At 72.5% G+C, this 17,404-nt stretch carries 13 protein-coding genes; 9 read left to right on the top strand and 4 right to left on the bottom strand.

Features of this window, described 5'->3' with window-relative positions; genetic code table 11:
• Positions 1-172: 172 nt before the first annotated feature.
• Positions 173-1,564 carry an ethanolamine ammonia-lyase subunit EutB gene (locus ACIY1X_RS15895; RefSeq protein ID WP_399682176.1) on the top strand — a complete coding sequence of 464 codons (1,392 nt, stop codon included), beginning with the start codon at positions 173-175 and terminating at the stop codon, positions 1,562-1,564.
• A gap of 61 nt (positions 1,565-1,625) precedes the next feature.
• Complete coding sequence (eutC, locus tag ACIY1X_RS15890; RefSeq protein ID WP_399682173.1) at positions 1,626-2,429, top strand: ethanolamine ammonia-lyase subunit EutC; 804 nt, start codon at positions 1,626-1,628, stop codon at positions 2,427-2,429.
• On the opposite strand, the gene ACIY1X_RS15885 is transcribed toward eutC, so the two are convergent.
• Positions 2,419-2,772 carry a hypothetical protein gene (locus tag ACIY1X_RS15885; RefSeq protein ID WP_399682170.1) on the bottom strand — a complete coding sequence of 118 codons (354 nt, stop codon included), beginning with the start codon at positions 2,770-2,772 and terminating at the stop codon, positions 2,419-2,421. The two genes, eutC and ACIY1X_RS15885, sit on opposite strands and share 11 nt — an antisense overlap.
• A 273-nt stretch (positions 2,773-3,045) precedes the next feature.
• Between ACIY1X_RS15885 and ACIY1X_RS15880 the strand changes: the two genes are divergently transcribed.
• On the top strand, positions 3,046-3,636 hold the full coding sequence (locus tag ACIY1X_RS15880) for a peroxidase-related enzyme (protein ID WP_038211400.1): 591 nt from the start codon (positions 3,046-3,048) through the stop codon (positions 3,634-3,636).
• Positions 3,637-3,649: 13 nt separating this feature from the next.
• Here ACIY1X_RS15880 and ACIY1X_RS15875 read toward each other — a convergent pair whose 3' ends face one another.
• Positions 3,650-5,392, bottom strand: coding sequence for a phosphoethanolamine transferase (locus ACIY1X_RS15875; protein ID WP_084217223.1), 1,743 nt, complete (start codon positions 5,390-5,392; stop codon positions 3,650-3,652).
• Between the two features lie 46 nt (positions 5,393-5,438).
• The gene (locus ACIY1X_RS15870) at positions 5,439-6,134 is read right to left on the bottom strand and encodes a phosphatase PAP2 family protein (RefSeq protein WP_051953779.1); all 696 of its coding nucleotides are present in this window, start codon (positions 6,132-6,134) and stop codon (positions 5,439-5,441) included.
• Between the two features lie 103 nt (positions 6,135-6,237).
• Here ACIY1X_RS15870 and ACIY1X_RS15865 point away from each other — a divergent pair, with 103 nt between their 5' ends.
• The 4 genes from ACIY1X_RS15865 to ACIY1X_RS15850 all read left to right on the top strand — a co-directional run bounded on the left by ACIY1X_RS15865 (position 6,238) and on the right by ACIY1X_RS15850 (position 14,074).
• Positions 6,238-6,912 carry a response regulator transcription factor gene (locus ACIY1X_RS15865; protein ID WP_038211399.1) on the top strand — a complete coding sequence of 225 codons (675 nt, stop codon included), beginning with the start codon at positions 6,238-6,240 and terminating at the stop codon, positions 6,910-6,912.
• The gene (locus ACIY1X_RS15860; RefSeq protein ID WP_038211398.1) at positions 6,905-8,242 is read left to right on the top strand and encodes a HAMP domain-containing sensor histidine kinase; all 1,338 of its coding nucleotides are present in this window, start codon (positions 6,905-6,907) and stop codon (positions 8,240-8,242) included. The genes ACIY1X_RS15865 and ACIY1X_RS15860 overlap by 8 nt, the downstream gene beginning before the upstream one ends.
• Before the next feature lie 112 nt (positions 8,243-8,354).
• Positions 8,355-13,160, top strand: a complete 4,806-nt coding sequence (locus ACIY1X_RS15855; RefSeq protein WP_399682166.1) for a CapA family protein — start codon at positions 8,355-8,357, stop codon at positions 13,158-13,160.
• Complete coding sequence (locus ACIY1X_RS15850; protein WP_399682163.1) at positions 13,157-14,074, top strand: alpha/beta hydrolase family protein; 918 nt, start codon at positions 13,157-13,159, stop codon at positions 14,072-14,074. The genes ACIY1X_RS15855 and ACIY1X_RS15850 overlap by 4 nt, the downstream gene beginning before the upstream one ends.
• Positions 14,075-14,106: 32 nt before the next feature.
• Here ACIY1X_RS15850 and ACIY1X_RS15845 read toward each other — a convergent pair whose 3' ends face one another.
• On the bottom strand, positions 14,107-14,535 hold the full coding sequence (locus tag ACIY1X_RS15845; RefSeq protein WP_399682160.1) for an acyl-CoA thioesterase: 429 nt from the start codon (positions 14,533-14,535) through the stop codon (positions 14,107-14,109).
• A gap of 91 nt (positions 14,536-14,626) precedes the next feature.
• Here ACIY1X_RS15845 and ACIY1X_RS15840 point away from each other — a divergent pair, with 91 nt between their 5' ends.
• Together ACIY1X_RS15840 and denD are read left to right on the top strand one after the other, a co-directional pair.
• Complete coding sequence (locus ACIY1X_RS15840) at positions 14,627-16,324, top strand: electron transfer flavoprotein-ubiquinone oxidoreductase (protein WP_038211395.1); 1,698 nt, start codon at positions 14,627-14,629, stop codon at positions 16,322-16,324.
• Positions 16,325-16,417: 93 nt separating this feature from the next.
• A partial coding sequence (gene denD, locus ACIY1X_RS15835; RefSeq protein WP_399682158.1) for a D-erythronate dehydrogenase occupies positions 16,418-17,404 on the top strand: 987 nt, incomplete at its 3' end.

The raw sequence follows: 17,404 nt of genomic DNA, 5'->3' as shown, positions 1-17,404 counted from the left end.
CCAGCCTTGCTGCGCGCGGGCGCCTTGCATCCAGCCCCTTTGCGAAGCAACGCGATCCCCTTCCATAGGGTTAACAGGCCCTAGGCCGGACGGCCGGTGCGCGGCCCGGCGTGCGGCGCCGCGCTTCCTTGTCTACGATGGCGGACTGGCACCGCTCTTGCAGGTCCGCGTCATGCGCTATCGCACCACCCTCGGCGGCCAGGTCTTCGGCTTCGCGGACCTGCGGCAGGTCATGGCCTGCGCCAGCCCGCCCCGCTCGGGCGACGCGCTGGCCGGCATCGCCGCCGCCAGCGCGCAACAGCGCATGGCGGCGCGCTACGTGCTCGCCGAGACGCCGCTCGCGCGCTTCCTCGACGAAGCGCTCGTTCCCTACGAAGAGGACGACGTCACCCGCCTGATCATCGACACGCACGACGCGGCCGCCTTCGCGCCAGTCGCACACCTGACGGTCGGCGACCTGCGCAACTGGCTGCTGGGCGATGCCGCCACGCCGCAGGCGCTGGCCGCGCTGGCGCCCGGCCTCACGCCCGAGATGGCCGCCGCCGTCTCCAAGCTGATGCGCAACCAGGACCTGGTGGCCGTGGCGCGCAAGTGCCACGTGACGGCGGCCTTCCGCGACACGCTGGGCCTGCCCGGCCACCTGGCGGTGCGGCTGCAGCCCAACCACCCGGCCGACGCGCCGCGCGGCATCGCCGCCTCCACGCTCGACGGGCTGCTGTACGGCGCGGGCGACGCGGTCATCGGCATCAATCCCGCCTCGGACAGCCTGGCGGCACTCGATGGCCTGCTGCGGATGCTGGACGAGCTGATCTCGCGCTTCGCCATCCCCACGCAGAGCTGCGTGCTCACCCACGTCACCCACACGCTGCGGCTGATGGAGCGCGGCGCGCCGGTGGACCTGGTGTTCCAGTCCATCGGCGGCACCGAGAAGACCAATCGCAGCTTCGGCGTCTCGCCCGCGCTGCTGGACGAGGCGCACGCCGCCGCGCTGTCGCTGGCGCGCGGCACGGTGGGCGACCACTGCATGTACTTCGAGACCGGCCAGGGCAGCGCCCTGTCGGCCGACGCGCACCACGGCGTCGACCAGCAGACCTGCGAGGCGCGCGCCTACGGCCTGGCGCGGCGCTACCGGCCGCTGCTGGTCAACACGGTGGTCGGCTTCATCGGCCCCGAGTACCTGTACGACGGCAAGCAGATCATCCGCGCCGGGCTGGAAGACCACTTCTGCGGCAAGCTGCTCGGCCTGCCGATGGGCTGCGACATCTGCTACACCAACCACGCCGAGGCCGACCAGGACGACATGGACACCCTGCTGGTGCTGCTGGGCGCGGCCGGCGTCAACTTCATCATGGGCGTGCCGGGGGCCGACGACGTGATGCTCGGCTACCAGAGCACCTCCTTCCACGACGCGCTCTTCCTGCGGCAGACGCTGGGCCTGAAGCGCGCGCCCGAGTTCGAGGCCTGGCTGCAGCGCATGGGCATCACCGATGCCGAGGGCCGGCTCGCGCCGCCCGTCGCCGGGCGGCTGGCGAACCAGATGAACGCGCTGAAGGCGCTGCAATGAGTGCCGCCCGGCCGCTCCGAAGGCGCTCGCACCCGCAGTGCGAAGCACGGAGGGTAGCCCAGTGAGCGGCGACGCCCCGCCCCTCGTCACGCCCGATCCCTGGCAGGCATGGCGCGCCGCCACGCCCGCGCGCCTGGCGCTGGGGCGCGCCGGCGCCGCCCTGCCCACCGACGAGACGCTGCGCTTCGGCTGGGCGCACGCGATGGCGCGCGACGCCATCCATGCCGCGCTGGACGTGCCGGCGCTGGCGGCCGCCCTGCAGGCGCCGGGCCGGTCCGTGCTGCAGGTGCGCAGCCGCGCGCCCGACCGCGCCGCCTACCTGCGCCGGCCGGACCTGGGCCGCCGCCTGGACGAAGAGGACGCGCGGCGCATCGCCGCGCACCGGCCCGGCACCGGGGCGGATCTGTGCGTGGTGGTCGGCGACGGCCTGTCCTCGCTGGCCGTGGCGCGGCACGCGGCGCCGCTGCTGGCGGCGCTGCAGCCCCGCCTGCCTTCCTCCCTGCGTTGGTCGCCGGTCGTGATCGCCACGCAGGCGCGCGTGGCGCTGGCCGACGAGGTGGGCGAATGCCTCGGCGCGCGCCTGGCCGTGATGCTGATCGGCGAGCGGCCCGGCCTCAGTTCGCCGGACAGCCTGGGCATCTACCTCACCCACGGGCCACGCGTCGGCTGCCACGACGCGCAGCGCAACTGCATCTCGAACGTGCGGCCCGAGGGGCTGGGCTACGAGGCGGCCGCCTTCAAGCTGGCCTGGCTGGTGCGCGAGGCGCTGCGGCGCGGACTGACGGGCGTGGAACTGCGGGACGAGAGCGACCGGGACGCGGCGGTGGACGCGCCCGCGCCGGCCGGCCCCGGCATCAGTACCTGATGCGGATGCCGGCCTTGACGCCGTGCCTTTCCCTGCCGTCCGACTCGACGCCGCCGGTGAGCGAGACGGCCCCGCCGGTGCTCCCGCCCATCGAATAGCTCGGCCGCGTCGAGGAGGTATCCATGCCGCCGTACAGGCCGCTGCCGTCCTTGCGCTTGACGCCGACGACGGCGCCCTCGGTGTGCATGGAGGTCTCGGTGGGCGCCAGCTTCGGCGCGACGTAGACGCTGCCCTTGTCGTCGCTGTCCACCGGCAGCTTCACCTCGTCGGCCCAGGCGGCCGCAAGGGGCGCCGCGGCGAGCAGCAGGCCGGCGAGCGTGCGGATGCGGATCGCGGAATGCATCCGCCGCAATGTGCCACGGCGCGCCGGCTGCCGTTGTGGGACGTCGCCGGCAATCCCGGCGCCGTCGGCATCAATGCCACAGCAGCGACAGGCCCTGGGACACGCTCGCGGCCAGGCCGCCGGCGCTGATGACCAGGCCGAGGATGCGACGGGGACGGGAAAGCAGCTTCATGGTCTGCAAATGTTAAAAAGCCCGGGCCCGCGCGTGAAGTTGATTGCCTTCATCGCGGCGATAGACGCCCGCCCGTTCCCAGGTGACCCAGGAGACACGCCATGACCGACCGCTACCCCCTCGCCGAACTCAAGGATTTGCCGGAGGACATCCGCGCCAAGGTGCTCGAAGTGCAGGAGAAGGCCGGCTTCGTGCCCAACGTGTTCCTCGCCCTGGCGCGGCGGCCTGCCGAGTGGCGCGCCTTCTTCGCTTATCACGACGCGCTGATGGAGCCCGAGAGCGCGGGCCGCACCAGCAACCTGAGCAAGGGCGACCGCGAGATGATCGTCACCACCACCAGCGCGGCCAACCAGTGCCTGTACTGCGTGGTGGCGCACGGCGCGCTGCTGCGCATCTACGAGAAGAAGCCGATGGTGGCCGACCAGGTGGCGGTGAACTGGCGCAAGGCCGACATCACGCCGCGCCAGCGCGCCATGCTCGAGTTCGCGATGAAGGTCTGCCAGCGCTCGCACGAGGTCGACGAGTCCGACTTCGGCGCGCTGCACGCGCACGGCTTCGACGACGAGGACATCTGGGACATCGCGGCGATCACCGCCTTCTTCGGCCTGTCGAACCGGCTGGCCAGCTTCAGCGGCATGCAGCCCAACCCCGAGTTCTATCTGATGGGCCGCGTGCCGCGCGAGAAGAAGTAGCAGTGGTCGCGGATCAGGCTGGGTCCGCCGCGCGGCAGCGCGCGAAGGCATCGAGCGCACCGCGGTAGGTCGGGCTCCTCACGTCCATCAGCCCCAGCACGGTGGGATAGAGGTTGTCGTGCGTCAGTTCGGCCTCGGTGCCGGCACGCAGGCAGCCGCCGGCGAGGCCGGCGCGCCGGCCCAGGCCGCCGTCGAGCCAGGCGACGAAGGGCACGTGCTTCTGCACCTCCGGCGCCAGGCGGTATGGCATGCCGTGCAGGTACAGGCCGTACTCGCCCAGCGACTCGCCGTGGTCGCTCATGTACAGCATCCCGGTGTCGTAGCGGGCCGACTGCGCCTTCAGCCAGTCGATCGTGCCGGCGAGGAAGTGGTCGGTGTAGGCGATCGAGTTGTCGTAGGCGTTCATCAGCTCGGCGTTGCTGCATTCCGACAGCGTGTTGGTGCGGCACTCCGGCAGGAAGCGCTTGAAGGCCTGCGGCGAGCGCTTCGCATAGGCCGGGCCGTGGCTGCCAAGCTGGTGCAGCACCAGCACCACGCCGCGCGCCGTGCGCTCCGGCGGCAGTGCGGCGATGCGCCGGTCCAGGCCCTCCAGCAGCAATGCATCCAGGCATTCGTCGCCGCCGCACTGCGCCGGATGCGCCGCCACGGCGGCCGCGTCGTTCACCTGCGCATGGGGCACGCGCTCGCACACGCCCTTGCAGCCGCCCTGGTTGTCCAGCCACAGCACGGCCAGGCCGGCGGCCTGCAGCACGTCCAGCAGGTTCTCGTGCTCGCTGCCGCGGTCCTCGTAGCCCTGTCGGCCCAGGTGCGAGAACATGCACGGCACCGAGGCCAGCGTGCTGGTGCCGCACGAGTGGACGTTGCGCCAGCTCAGCACGCCGCGCGCCGCCAGCTCGGGCGTGGTGTCGCGCGCATAGCCGTTCAGCCCGAAGTGGTCGGCGCGCGCCGTCTCGCCCACCACCAGCACCAGCAGCGGCGGCTTCGCCTGCGCCGCGTAGCTCGGCCCGAGCGCCGCGCCGGCGGTGATCGGCAGCAAGGGGCGGCTGCGCTGGAACATCGGCCGCAGCGCCGCGGCGCCGGTCGAATACACGGCGGCCAGCGGGTTCATCATGTAGCGCAGGTGGGGCTCGCTGCGCATCAGCGGCGCCAGCACGCGCGACATCGCCACCGCGCCGGCTGCGCACGCGGCCAGCGCCGCGATCAGCAGCAGGGCGTTGCGCCACAGGCGCGGCCACCAGCGCTCCGGCAGCAGCGGCACGCGCGCGAGCCACAGCACGGCCGGCGCCGCCACCAGCAGCACGCTGACCAGCAGGCGCAGGCTCAGCAGGTCGCGCGCCTCGCCGGGGTCCGTCTGCAGCACGCTGGCGGCCATCGACGGGTCCATCACCATGCGGTAGGCGAACGCGTAGTACTGCACCACCGCCGCGACCACCACCAGCGCCATCCACAGCGGCTTCATCCAGCGCGACCAGGCGGTGAGCGCCAGCAGCGCCACCGTGCCGCTCAGCAGCAGCCAGGCCATGCCCAGCACGGCGGGCAGGTACACGCTGGGCGCGCGGCCGATGCGCGCCAGCTCGGCCCACAGCGGCCAGTTGGCCGCCAGCAGCAGGTACACGGCCAGCCAGCACACCACGCTGCGCACCGAGCGCGGGCGGTCCAGCCAGGCCACGGCGCGGGCCGTCAGGTCGGTGAGGAACGGCGGGAACCGGGAAGACGCGGCGCGCGAAGGCAGGAAGACGGGCGGCAGGGCTGACATGCCGCCAGTCTCGAAACCGGCACTGAAACGCCCCTGAACGCGCCGCTCAGACAGCGTTCAGCTTGGTGTCGCGCTTCGCGTCCTGGCGGCGCACCGTGGCGCGCACGAGCGCATCGACGGCCCAGCCCACCGTCCAGCACACCCATCCGCTCCACAGCGTGTGGCTGAGGAAGTGCGCGCCGCGCAACTGCTGCCCGATGCCGAACGCCAGCCCCGCCGCGAGGGCCGCGCTCAGCCAGCACGCCGCGGCGCGCGGCGCCCGCCGCCGCAGCGCGAACCACCCACCGACGAAGGCGAAGGCGGCCGAGGCGTGGCCGGCCGGAAAGCAGTGGCCCGGCCCGCCGTCGCGCACGCCCCAGGCCCAGTGCGAGACATGCGCCGCCGTGCCGCCGAACGCGCGCAGGTCCCACGGGCAGCTCGTGTGGCTGGCATGCTTGAGCAGCGTGACCGCACCGACCGCCGCCAGCGTGCCGAGCACCAGTTGCCAGCGCTCGGCGCGCGCCAGTTCCCGGAACAGGCCCACCGGCCAGCGCACCATGGCCAGCAGGCCCAGCACCAGCGCCCAGCTCAACGTCTTGCCGCCCCGGTGCATGGCCGAGGCCAGCCAGAACGCGTCGCGCAGCGGGAAGCCGGCCGGCGTGCCGGACTGCTGCGCCAGCCACAGGTCGCCGCCACCGGCGTCCCAGGCCAGCAGCAGCGCCAGGGAGCCGAGCGTGGCGGCCAGGGGGACGGAAGGACGCATGGGCGCAAAAGGCGGCGAGCCTAGCGGCGCAGCCTGAATGCAGGCTGAAGCGCACAGCCCGTAGACTGGCCACGCCCCCGCCGCCAACACCATCCTGCCCCCGATGCGCATCCTGCTCGTCGAAGACGACCTCCCCCTGTCCGACGCGGTGTGCAGCTACCTGCGCGCCAAGGCCTTCGTGGTCGACGCCGTGCCGGGCCTGGCGCAGGCGCGCGCCTCGCTGCGCTCCGCCCAGTACGCCGCCGTGCTGCTCGACCTGCACCTGGGCGACGGCGACGGCCTGGCGCTGCTGCCCGACCTGCGCGCACTGCGCGAGCGGCCCATCGTCATCGTGCTCACGGCGCGCGACCAGGTGACGGACCGCATCCGCGGGCTGGACGCCGGCGCCGACGACTACCTCATCAAGCCCTACGACCCGGCCGAGCTGCTGGCGCGCCTGCGCGCGGTGGAACGCCGGCGCAGCACCAGCCAGTCGGCGCTGCTGCGCCTGGGCACGCTGGAGATCGACCTGGGCAACGACCTGGTGCGCCGCCGCGGCGTGCCGGTGGCGCTGACGCGCAAGGAGTGGGCGCTGCTGCGCGTGATGGCCAGCCGCCCGGAACGCATCCACACCCGCGAGGCGCTGCAGGACGCGCTGTACGGCTTCGACGACGAGGCCGACAGCAACACGCTGGAAGTCTTCATCAGCCGCCTGCGGCGCAAGCTGGGGCGCGCGCGCATCCAGACGCTGCGCGGCCTGGGCTACCGGCTGGCCGCATCGGACGCCGACGATGACTGAACACCGCCCCGGCTCGCTCGCGGCCCGGCTGGCGCGCACGCTGATCCTGTCCGTCGGCGGCGTGTGGCTGGCCTGCGTGCTGGGCGTGGTGTGGTACGTGGACCGCGAGATCAACTTCAACTTCGACAACGAGCTGGTCGAGGTGTCGCACCGCATGTTCGACATCGCCGCCGAGCAGTACGACCAGCTCTCGCACGGCCAGGTGCCGCAGGCGCCGCTGGTGGCGCCACCGCCGATGTTCATCGAGGACGAGGTGATCTACCAGGTGGTGGACGGCGGCACGCGGGTGCTGCTGCGCTCGTCCAACGCCACGCCGGAGATCTTCGACGTGCCGCTGGCGCCCGGCTTCCAGGACACGCGCGAGTGGCGCATCTACACCGTGCGGCACCCGACGCGCGACCTGTTCATGCAGGTGGCCGACCCGATCGGCGAGCGCCGCCACGCCGTCAACCGCACGCTGGTGGGGCTGATCGTGCCGATGATCGCGGTGCTGCCGCTGCTGGCGCTGGTGCTGCGCCAGATCGCGCGCCGCGAGCTGCGCGTGCTGCAGCGGCTGGCCGACGAGATTGCGCTGCGCAGCGGCGCCGACCTGCGGCCGATCCGCCTGCCCGGGCTGCCGCAGGAGCTGCGCTCGGTGGCCGACGACGTCAACCGCCTGCTGGAGCGCCTGTCGCACGCGCTCGACGTCGAGCGGGCGCTGGCCGCCAACGCCGCGCACGAACTGCGCACGCCGCTGGCGGCGGCGCGCCTGCGCCTGCAGACCGCGCTGGAGCACACGCTGGACCGCGCCGAGGTCGAGGCCGCGCTGGCCGCGCTGCGCACCCTGAGCCACCGCACCGAGAAGCTGCTGCAGCTCTCGCGCGCCGAGTCGGGCGCCTCGCTGGCGCGCACGCCGGTGGACCTGGTGCGCCTGGCCGGCACCGTGGCCGAGGAGTTCTGGCAGGACGAATCCGCCGCCCGGCTGCTGGAGCTGAAGGTGCCCGACGCGCCGGCGGCGCCCGCCGTCGGCGACGTGGATGCGCTGGCGATCGCCCTGCGCAACCTGGTGGAGAACGCGCTGCGCTATGGCCAGGGCGCGGGCGTCACGCTGGAGGTCGCTGCGCCCTGCACGCTGATCGTGCGCGACGCCGGCCCCGGCGTCACGCCCGAGCAGCTGGGCACCCTGCGCCGACGGCACGTGCGCCACGGCGACGACCGCACCGGCTACGGGCTGGGGCTGTCGATCGTGGCCACCATCGTGCAGCAGCACGGCGCACGGCTCGAACTGGCCTCGCCGCCCGCCGGGCTGCCGCAAGGCTTCGAAGCGCGCATCGTGCTGCCGCCGGCTTGAACCTTATTTCTTAGCCGGGCCATGATCGCGATCCACCTCATGGCGAGCGCTTTGCCTGCCGGCCTCCGATGAACCCAGAATAGCCGCCTGGCAAGCATGCCGCGCGGCTGGAATGAGCGACAACATCTCGAGTGAACTGAAAGCATCGGCGGATCCGCCTGCCGAGACCGCAGGGTGGTCCCTGCTGGCGCGCCTGAAGCCGTTGGCGCGGGAACAGCTCTCGGACCTGGCGCCGCCTGCGGCGGCCGGCGTGCCGGCCTGCGTGCTGTTCCTCGCCTTCGGCCACGCTGCGGCGCGAGCGCAGGTGGCCTGCATCACGGCCGACAGCTTCGACCGCGCCTGGGCTGCCGCCGAACAGGCCATGCAGCGCCGGGCCGGCGAATCCACGGCGCCCCCTGCCTGGCTGCGCATCGACCGCGTCGCACAGGTGCAGCCGCTGACATGGACGCAGCTGCAGGCGCTGCTGAGCAAGGTCAAGCGCAACTACCTGCGCTCGGGCATCGCCTTCGATGCGGACTTCAGGCAAGCCCTGCTCGAACAGGAGCTGGGTGCCAACGCCATCCTCTACGACAACGATCACGAAGCCTGCACTCCCCATGCAGCCAACCTGCGCGCCTACACCCGCCTGCGCTTCGGCCGCGCGCTGGACTGGCCCGAATCTCCCGACACGCCGCTGTGGCTGTTCGACACCCGCGCCGTCTTTGCCGACCACGACGGCCTGCACGTCATCGAGCACGAAGGCCGCCAGAGCGGCTACCGCCTGCTGCCCGAATGGGGCCCGCGCTGCGTGCGCGAAGTGATCGCGCGCGGCGCCGACCACCTGGGCCGCCAGGTGCAGCCCTCGGGCCGGTACCACTACGGCTGGTTCCCCTGCTTCGACCGGCCCATTCCGACCTACAACACGCTGCGTCACGCCAGCTCGACCTACGCATTGCTGGAAGCATGGGAAGTCACGCAGGACCCCACGCAGTTCGAAGCCATCGAGCGCGCGCTGCACTGGCTGGCCACGCAGGCCATCCGCCACCTGCCGCTGCCCGACGGCGACACGGCCGCCTTCCTGGTGGACACGGGTGACGAGATCAAGCTCGGCGGCAACGCCGTGTGCCTGCTGGCCTTCACCAAGCACGCGCAGCTGACCGGCAGCACCGCCTACCGGCCGTTGCTGGACCGGCTGGCGCGCGGCGTGCTGCACATGCAGAAGCCCGACACCGGCGGCTTCGTGCATGTGCTGAACCACCCGGACCTCGGCGTCAAGCAGGAGCAGCGCATCATCTACTACGACGGCGAGGCGGCCTTCGGCCTGATGCGCCTGTACGGACTGACGCGCAACCCGCTCTACCTGCAGGCGGTGGAGCGGGCCTTCGACCATTTCATCGCCGCCGGGCACTGGCGCGCGCACGACCACTGGCTCGGCTATTGCGTGAACGAGCTGACGCTGTACCGCCCGCAAGCGCGCTACTACCGCTTCGGGCTGGACAACGTGCGCGACCACCTGGACTTCGTGCTCGGGCGCATCACCACCTTCCCCACGCTGCTGGAACTGATGACGGCAGCCGAGCGCATGATCGTGCGGCTGCAGGCCGACCCCGAACATGCGGGCCTGCTGCAGGGCTTCGATCTCGACAAGTTCCACCGCGCGCTGGAACACCGCGCACGCTACCTGCTCGACGGCCATTTCTGGCCCGAGCTGGCGATGTTCTTCAAGAACCCGGCGCGCATCGTCGGCAGCTTCTTCATCCGCCATCACGGCTGGCGCGTGCGCATCGACGACGTGGAGCACTACCTGTCGGGCCTGATCGCCTACCTGCAGTACCGCGAAGGCCCGGTTCGCGCCGCCGGTGCACCGCGCAAGGGGCCCGTGGTGCTGTGGGGCGGCGACGTGAACCTGGGCCGCCGCCAGCACCACATCGCCGAACGCCTGGGCGTGGCGCGCGTGCTGGCGCCGGTGCGCGCCATCGCGCGGGCCGACCTGAGCATCGTGAACCTGGAATGCGTGGTGGCCACCGGCGGCGAGCGCGCCGTGGCCAAGGGCGAAGGCGGCCCCTACTACTTCCGCGCCCGGCCCGCGATGCTGGAGGTGCTCACCGCGGCGGGTGTGCGCATGGTCGGCACGGCCAACAACCATTCGGGCGACTATGGCCCGCAGGCCGTGCGGGAGCATCTGCAGTGGCTGGCGCGCGCAGGCATCGCGCAGGCCGGCAGCGGGCGCCATGCCGACGAGGCGCTGCAGCCGGCGTGGGCTTCGGCCGGGCCGCTCGCCGTGGCACTGTTCTGCGTCGACAGCACCCAGCCGCGCTTTGCCGCAGGCCCGGACTCGCCCGGCTGCGCGTACCTGCCGCCGGCCGACCCCGGCGCCTGGACCGCCGCGCTCGCGCCCCGCATCGCCCAGGCACGCGAACGCGCGGACCTGGTGCTGGTGGCCGTGCACTGGGGCGGCAACCACAGCGAACGGCCCTCGGCCGCGCAGGTGGCCCTGGGCCGGGCGCTCATCGAAGCGGGTGCCGATGCGGTGCTGGGTGCGTCGGCACACCGGCTGCAGGGCCTCGGCACGCACCAGGGCCGGCCCATCGTGTACGACGCGGGCGACCTGCTCTTCGACGCCAAGCGCCGCGACGGCGGCGCGGGCGGCGTCTTCGAGCTGGAGGTCAGCGCGCACGGCGTTGAGCGCGTGGTCTTCGTGCCGGTTCAGGTCGGTTTGGGCCAGAGTCTCGAACTGCAGGGCGAGGCGCGCAGCGCGGCGGCCCGCCGCTATGCCGAGCGATGCGCAGACCTGGGCACGCCGCTGGCGCTGCGCGAGGACGGCACGGCCGCGCTCGAACTGGCACCGCCCGTGCGGCCCGCACGCGCCACGCCGGCGCTGCCGCCGCCCCTGCGCTGCGACCTGCGCGCCATCCGCGCGCCGCTGCCCATGCCCGCCGATGCACGGGTGCAGGAAGTCCCGCCCGAAGCGCGGCTGGCCCGGCCGCTGCAGTTGGGGCCGCTGCGGCTGCTGGGCCTGGCCGTCGAGCCGAAGACGCCCTTGACGACGCGCCAAAGCCCCTGGGTGCGCAGCTATTGGTGCTGCGACGCGCCGGTGCCGCAGGACCTGCGGCTGGACCTGCGCGCCGTGCCGCTGGCCGCGGCGCCGCGCGAGCCGTGGGGCCTGGGCATGGACCACGATCCCTGCGACTGGCTCTGGCCCACGACCCGCTGGCAGCCCGGCCACATCCATGTGGACCTGTGCCCGCTGCGCCCGCCGCCGCTGGGCGAGATCGCCAACGGCCGCCTGCAACTGCAGGTGGCGCTGGTACAGGGACGCGAGCGGTCGCACGTGCAGGATCTGGACTGCTTCGTCGACGTGGCGATCCCCGGCCGGCCGGACGCCCGGGCGCCTGTGCCGTCCGGCCCCACGCAAGCCGCTGCGCCACCGATCTACCGCACGGACTTCGACGAGGCCCTGCTGCGCAGCGTGCCCGGCCAGACCTGGGACGCCGCCCAGCTGGCGGGCATCACGGGCGGCCGCTGGCTGGTCGAGCCGCCGCCGGGCTGGTTCGTGCGCTCGGTGGTCTCGGGCGCGAAGCATGTGGCGTTGCGGCAGGGCCCGGTGCTCTTCGTGGCCAACGACGACGCCCAGCGCAGCCGCCACGAGCAGCACACGAAGCCGCCCGCCCGCCCGCTGGACCGGCATGATCTGCTGGCCGGCCTGCAAGACCGCATCGCCGGCGCCATCGTCTCGCGGCGGGTGCGCGGGCTGTCGCCCCGGCTGCCGCTGCTGCAGGTCGAGGATCCGATCCGCGCCGTGATGGAGCTGGGCTTCGCGGCGCGCGCCCGCTATCGCGGCGAGGTCGTCGCCGTCACCGGCACGGTGGGCAAGTCCAGCACGCTGAACATGCTGGTGCAGGCGCTGGGCGGCCCCGAACACGTGCTCGGCAGCATCGACAACTACAACTCGCGCGTGGGCGCACCCACCGCCCTGGCCAGCCTGGCACCGGAGCATGAGGCGGCGGTGATCGAGGTGGCCCAGAGCGCGCTGTGGATGAAGCGCGGTCCGATCACGCGGCAGGTGCGGCCGACCATCGCGCTGATCACCGCCATCGGCCATTCGCAGACCCAGCACCGCGTGCGCTCCATCGAAGACGTGGTGAAGTGGAAGACGCGCGTGTTCGACGGACTCGAGGGCGCCGCGGTTGCGGTCTTCGGCGATCACCTGCCGCACCTGGCGCAGGTCCGGGCGCAGGCGCGCCGGCACGCGCGGCGCAGCATCGTCTACGGCCGCGGCAGCGACTGCGAGCTGCGGCTGGTGGACGTGCAGGCCAGCGCCTACGGCTCCTGGGCCACCGTGCAGGTCGGCGCCCGGACCTGCCGCTTCTACGTGCCCATGCCCGGTGCAGGCATGGTGGCCAACGCCCTGGCGGTGGCGGCCGTGCTGCATGCGATGGGCCGCGACGTGGAGGCCGGCATGGCGCGGCTGGCCGGCATGGCTGCCTCGCTGGGCCGGCTGCAATGGCACAGCCTGGCCTGGGACGGCCGCCGCGCCGAGGTGCTCGACGACAGCTGGAACGCCGAGGTCGCCTCCATGGTCCACGCCTTCGGCGTGCTGGCGCTCAAGCCCGGCAACCGCAAGTGGGCCGCGCTCGGACGCATCGTGCACCTGGGCGACATGGCGCCGGAACTGCATCGCAGCCTGGCCGGGCCGCTTCTCGAAAGCGGCATCGAACGCGTGCTGACCCATGGCGAGGAGATGACGCATCTGCGCGCCGAACTGCCGCCCGAACGCCTGGGGCCGCATTTCGAGAGCGCCGACACGATGGCCCGGTGGCTGCACGCGCATCTGCAGGACGGCGATGCGCTGCTGATCAAGGGCTCCCGCCGCGACTCGGATTTCGGCGAAGTCTTTCCCCGGCTGCAGGCGCTGTGCCGGGCGTCGCCCCGGCCATGAAACCCATCCTGCGGCCGCTGCTTCGCCTGGCCGGCGCCGCCCTGCTGGCCTGCCTGGCCCCCGGCAGCGCGCTGGCGCTGCGGGCCGCCGACGCGCCCCTGCCCTGGAGCCAGGGCGCCAGCCGCGCCGAATGCCCCGACAGCGACGGCTACCTCTGGCTGCCGCTGGCCGGCGGCAACGCCTGCCTGCGCTATTTCGCGCCGGCGGGTCTGGATGGCGCCCGCACCGTCATCGTCTACCTCACGGGCGACCGCGACCGGCTGCTCCGGCTGCCGCCCGATCGGATCCCGGGCAACACCGCCCGGGCGCAGACGGCCCGCATGCAGCGCCTGTCGCGCCAGGCCGGCGTGCCGGTGGTGATGCTGGCGCGCCCCGGCACCTACGGCTCATCGGGCGACCACCGGCTGCGGCGGCGCCTGGCGGAGGAATTCGTACCGCTGTACGCCGCACTGGATCTGCTCCGGCAGCGCCATGGCATCGACCGCCTGGTGCTCTGGGGGCACAGCGGCGGCGCCACGGCCGCTGCCGCCATGCTCACGATGGGCCGCAGCGATGTCCGGTGCGCCGTGCTGACCTCGGCCGCCTTCGACTACCTGGAGCGCTGGCGCATCAACCGCACCCGGGGCGGGCCGGCGCCGTCGGTGCAGCGGGGGCAGGCCCTGGCGCGCGCCATGTACGACCCGCTGGCGCATGTCGACGGCGTGGTGCGCGACGCGCGGCGGACGGTGCACGTGCTCGGCGATCCACGCGACACGATCACCCCCTTCGCGCTCCAGACCGGGTTTGCGCGAGCCTTGCAGCAGGCCGGGCACCGAGCCGTCGTGCAACAGGAACGAGGAAAGCCGCCGGAGCATCACGACCTGCGCGAAGAGGCCGGGTTCCGCCGGGCCGCAGCCTGCGCGCGAGGCGACTGAGCGCGCTTCCCGAAGGGCGTCGGTTCGTCCCGTCAGTCCGGCACCGTCACCAGCTCGCGCAGCCAGCCGGGCAGCTCGCTGGCCTTCTGCTTCGGGAAGTCGACCCAGATGGTGGTCGCGCCGCCAGCCGCATGGATGACGCCAGGCTTGTCGGTGCGCTCCATCGTGCCCCAGCTCTCGAAGGTAGTGCGGCCCGGGTCGCTCACGTACATCTTCAGCAGCACGTCGCCCGGGTATTCGAGCTGGCGGTAGAAGTTGCAGAAGGCGTTGACGATCACCATGCCCTCGCCTTCCGGGTCGGGCTGGAAGCCGATGGAACGCATCCAGTCGATGCGGGCCGTCTCCAGGTAGCGGAAGTAGGTGGTGTTGTTCAGGTGGCCCATGGCATCCATGTCGCCCCAGCGGATGGGGATGACCGTTTCGTAGACCAGTTTCTTGCGTTCGGGGATCTCGATCTTCATGGGCGTCGGTGTCGTTCAGGGGAATGGCCTGCCGGGGGCGGCTGAATAGAATGGATTGTTACGCCCCTTCACTCCAAACGCAGAGACCCCGATGACCCCAGACGAAATCCTGGCCCAGTACGGCCCGCGCGAGGCCATGGAATACGACGTCGTGATCGTAGGCGCCGGCCCCGCCGGCCTCTCCGCGGCGATCCGCCTGAAGCAGCTCGCGGAGCAGAACGGCAAGGAGATCTCCGTCGTCGTGCTCGAGAAGGGCTCCGAGCCCGGCGCCCACATCCTCTCGGGCGCCGTGATGGACCCGCGCGCGCTGACCGAGCTGATCTCCGACTGGAAGGACAAGGGCGCGCCGCTGAACCAGCCCGTCACCGACGACGCGTACGTCTTCCTCAGCGAGACCGGCGGCGTGCGCGTGCCGAACATGTTCCTGCCCCCCTTCGCGCAGAACCACGGCAACTACATCGTGAGCCTGGGCAACGTGGTGCGCTGGCTGGCGCAGCAGGCCGAGGAACTGGGCGTGGAGATCTTCCCCGGCTTCCCGGCCGCCGAGGTGCTCTACAACGAGGACGGCTCGGTCAAGGGCGTGGCCACCGGCAACATGGGCGTCGGCAAGGACGGCGAGCCCACCGAGAACTTCCAGCTCGGCATGGAGCTGCACGGCAAGTACACGCTGTTCTGCGAGGGCGCGCGCGGCCACCTGGGCCGCCAGCTCATCAGCCGCTTCAAGCTCGACGCCGACAGCGACCCGCAGAGCTACGCCATCGGCGTCAAGGAGCTGTGGGAGATCGACCCCAGCCGCCACACGCCCGGCTTCGTCATGCACACGGCCGGCTGGCCGATGGACGAGATGACCTACGGCGGCGCCTTCCTCTACCACCTGGAGGACAACAAGGTCGCCATGGGCTTCGTCACCGGGCTGGGCTACCGCAACCCGTACATGAGCCCCTTCGAGGAGTTCCAGCGCTGGAAGACGCACCCGCGCATCCGCTGGTACCTCACCAACGACCAGGGCGAGGTCACCGCCAAGCGCCTGTCCTACGGCGCGCGCGCCATCACCGCGGGCGGGCTGCTGTCGCTGCCCAAGACGGTGTTCCCGGGCGGCGCGCTGGCCGGCTGCGACGCGGGCTACCTGAACGTGGGCCGCATCAAGGGCAGCCACAGCGCCATCAAGACGGGCATGCTCGCGGCCGACGCCGCCTTCGAGGCGGTAATGGCCGGCCGCGCCGGCGACGAGCTCTCGGCCTACCCCGAAGCCTTCGAGAAGAGCTGGCTGTACACCGAGCTGAACAAGGACCGCAACTTCAAGAACTGGTTCAAGAAGGGCCTGACGGTGGGCACGCTGATGAACGGCTTCGAGCAGTTCGTGCTGCGCGGCCACGTCCCGTGGACGCTGCACCGCGACAAGCCCGACCACGCCCTGCTGGAGCCGGCGAGCCAGCACAAGCCGATCGCCTACCCCAAGCCCGACGGCAAGCTGACCTTCGACCGGCTGGGCTCGGTCTTCGTGAGCAACACCAACCACGAGGAGAACCAGCCCGCGCACCTGACGCTGAAGGACGCGACGGTGCCCACCCGCATCAACCTGCCCGAGTACGCGGGGCCGGAGGGCCGCTACTGCCCGGCCGGGGTGTACGAGTTCGTGCCCGACGAGGCCAACGCCGGCGCGCAGCGCCTGCAGATCAACGCGCAGAACTGCGTGCACTGCAAGACCTGCGACATCAAGGACCCGACGCAGAACATCGTGTGGGTCACGCCCGAGGGCGGCGGCGGCCCCAACTACGTGGGCATGTAGCGGCGGCTGCCGCGGCCGCGGGAAGGCGCCTCCGGGCGCCTTCGTCGTTTGCGGGGCGCCGCTATGCTCCGGGGACCAAGGAGACCCGAGACCATGCACATCGTCATCACCGGCGGCGCCGGCTTCCTCGGCGCCCGCCTGGCGCGCACGCTGCTCCAGCAGGGGCGCCTGGCCCTGGACGGCCAGCCGGCGCGCGCCATCGAGCGCATCACCCTCGCCGACCGCGCGCCCGCGCCGGCCGACCTGGCAGCCGACCCGCGCATCGCCCAGGCCACCGGCGACCTGAACCAGCAGCTGGCCGACGCCGGCGCCGCCTTCTGGGCCGAGGCCGATGCGGTCTTCCACCTGGCCGCGGCGGTCAGCGGCGAATGCGAGGCCGACTTCGACCTGGGCATGCGCAGCAACTTCGCCGCCACCCATGCGCTGCTGGAGCGGCTGCGCGCGGCCGGCACGCGGCCGGTGCTGGTGTTCTCCAGCTCGCTGGCGGTCTTCGGCGCCGCGCCCGGGCAGCCGCTGCCGCCGGTCATCGAGGACGACACGCTGCCCACGCCGCAGACCAGCTACGGCATCCAGAAGTTCATCGGCGAGCAACTGGTGGCCGACTACACCCGCAAGGGCTTCGTGCGCGGCCGCAGCGTGCGGCTGATGACGGTGAGCGTGCGCCCGGGCCGGCCCAACGGCGCGGCCTCGGGCTTCTTCAGCGGCATGATTCGCGAGCCGCTGGCCGGCCTGCGCGCGCCCTGCCCGGTGCCCGACGACACGCCGGTGGCGCTGGCCTCGCCCGCGCGCACCGTCGAGGGCATCGTGCGCGCCGCCGAGGCCTCCGAGGCCGAATGGGGGCCGCGCACCGCCCTGAACCTGCCCTCGCTGGCGACCACGGTGGGCGAGATGGCGGCCGCGCTCGGCCGCGTCGCCGGCCCGGCGGCGCTCGCCCTGCTCGACCGCACGCCCGATCCGGCCATCATGCGCATCGTGCAGACCTGGCCCGGGCGCTTCGACGCCCGCCGCGCCGCGGCGCTGGGCCTGCAGGCGGACGCCAGCTTCGACGACGCGATCCGCGCCTACGTCCGTGAAAATCCC

Source organism: Xenophilus sp. (assembly GCF_044462705.1).
GTDB lineage: Bacteria > Pseudomonadota > Gammaproteobacteria > Burkholderiales > Burkholderiaceae_C > Xenophilus > Xenophilus azovorans.
This window is presented reverse-complemented; position numbering and strand designations above follow the sequence as displayed.

Bases quoted from the DNA above. Each gene is read 5' to 3' on its own strand.
- ACIY1X_RS15855 (WP_399682166.1), top strand. From the start codon at position 8,355: ATGAGCGACAACATCTCGAGTGAACTGAAAGCATCGGCGGATCCGCCT.
- ACIY1X_RS15870 (WP_051953779.1), bottom strand. From the start codon at position 6,134: ATGCGTCCTTCCGTCCCCCTGGCCGCCACGCTCGGCTCCCTGGCGCTG.
- ACIY1X_RS15895 (WP_399682176.1), top strand. From the start codon at position 173: ATGCGCTATCGCACCACCCTCGGCGGCCAGGTCTTCGGCTTCGCGGAC.
- ACIY1X_RS15845 (WP_399682160.1), bottom strand. From the start codon at position 14,535: ATGAAGATCGAGATCCCCGAACGCAAGAAACTGGTCTACGAAACGGTC.
- ACIY1X_RS15865 (WP_038211399.1), top strand. From the start codon at position 6,238: ATGCGCATCCTGCTCGTCGAAGACGACCTCCCCCTGTCCGACGCGGTG.
- ACIY1X_RS15875 (WP_084217223.1), bottom strand. From the start codon at position 5,392: ATGTCAGCCCTGCCGCCCGTCTTCCTGCCTTCGCGCGCCGCGTCTTCC.
- ACIY1X_RS15840 (WP_038211395.1), top strand. From the start codon at position 14,627: ATGACCCCAGACGAAATCCTGGCCCAGTACGGCCCGCGCGAGGCCATG.
- ACIY1X_RS15850 (WP_399682163.1), top strand. From the start codon at position 13,157: ATGAAACCCATCCTGCGGCCGCTGCTTCGCCTGGCCGGCGCCGCCCTG.
- ACIY1X_RS15860 (WP_038211398.1), top strand. From the start codon at position 6,905: ATGACTGAACACCGCCCCGGCTCGCTCGCGGCCCGGCTGGCGCGCACG.
- ACIY1X_RS15880 (WP_038211400.1), top strand. From the start codon at position 3,046: ATGACCGACCGCTACCCCCTCGCCGAACTCAAGGATTTGCCGGAGGAC.
- ACIY1X_RS15885 (WP_399682170.1), bottom strand. From the start codon at position 2,772: ATGCATTCCGCGATCCGCATCCGCACGCTCGCCGGCCTGCTGCTCGCC.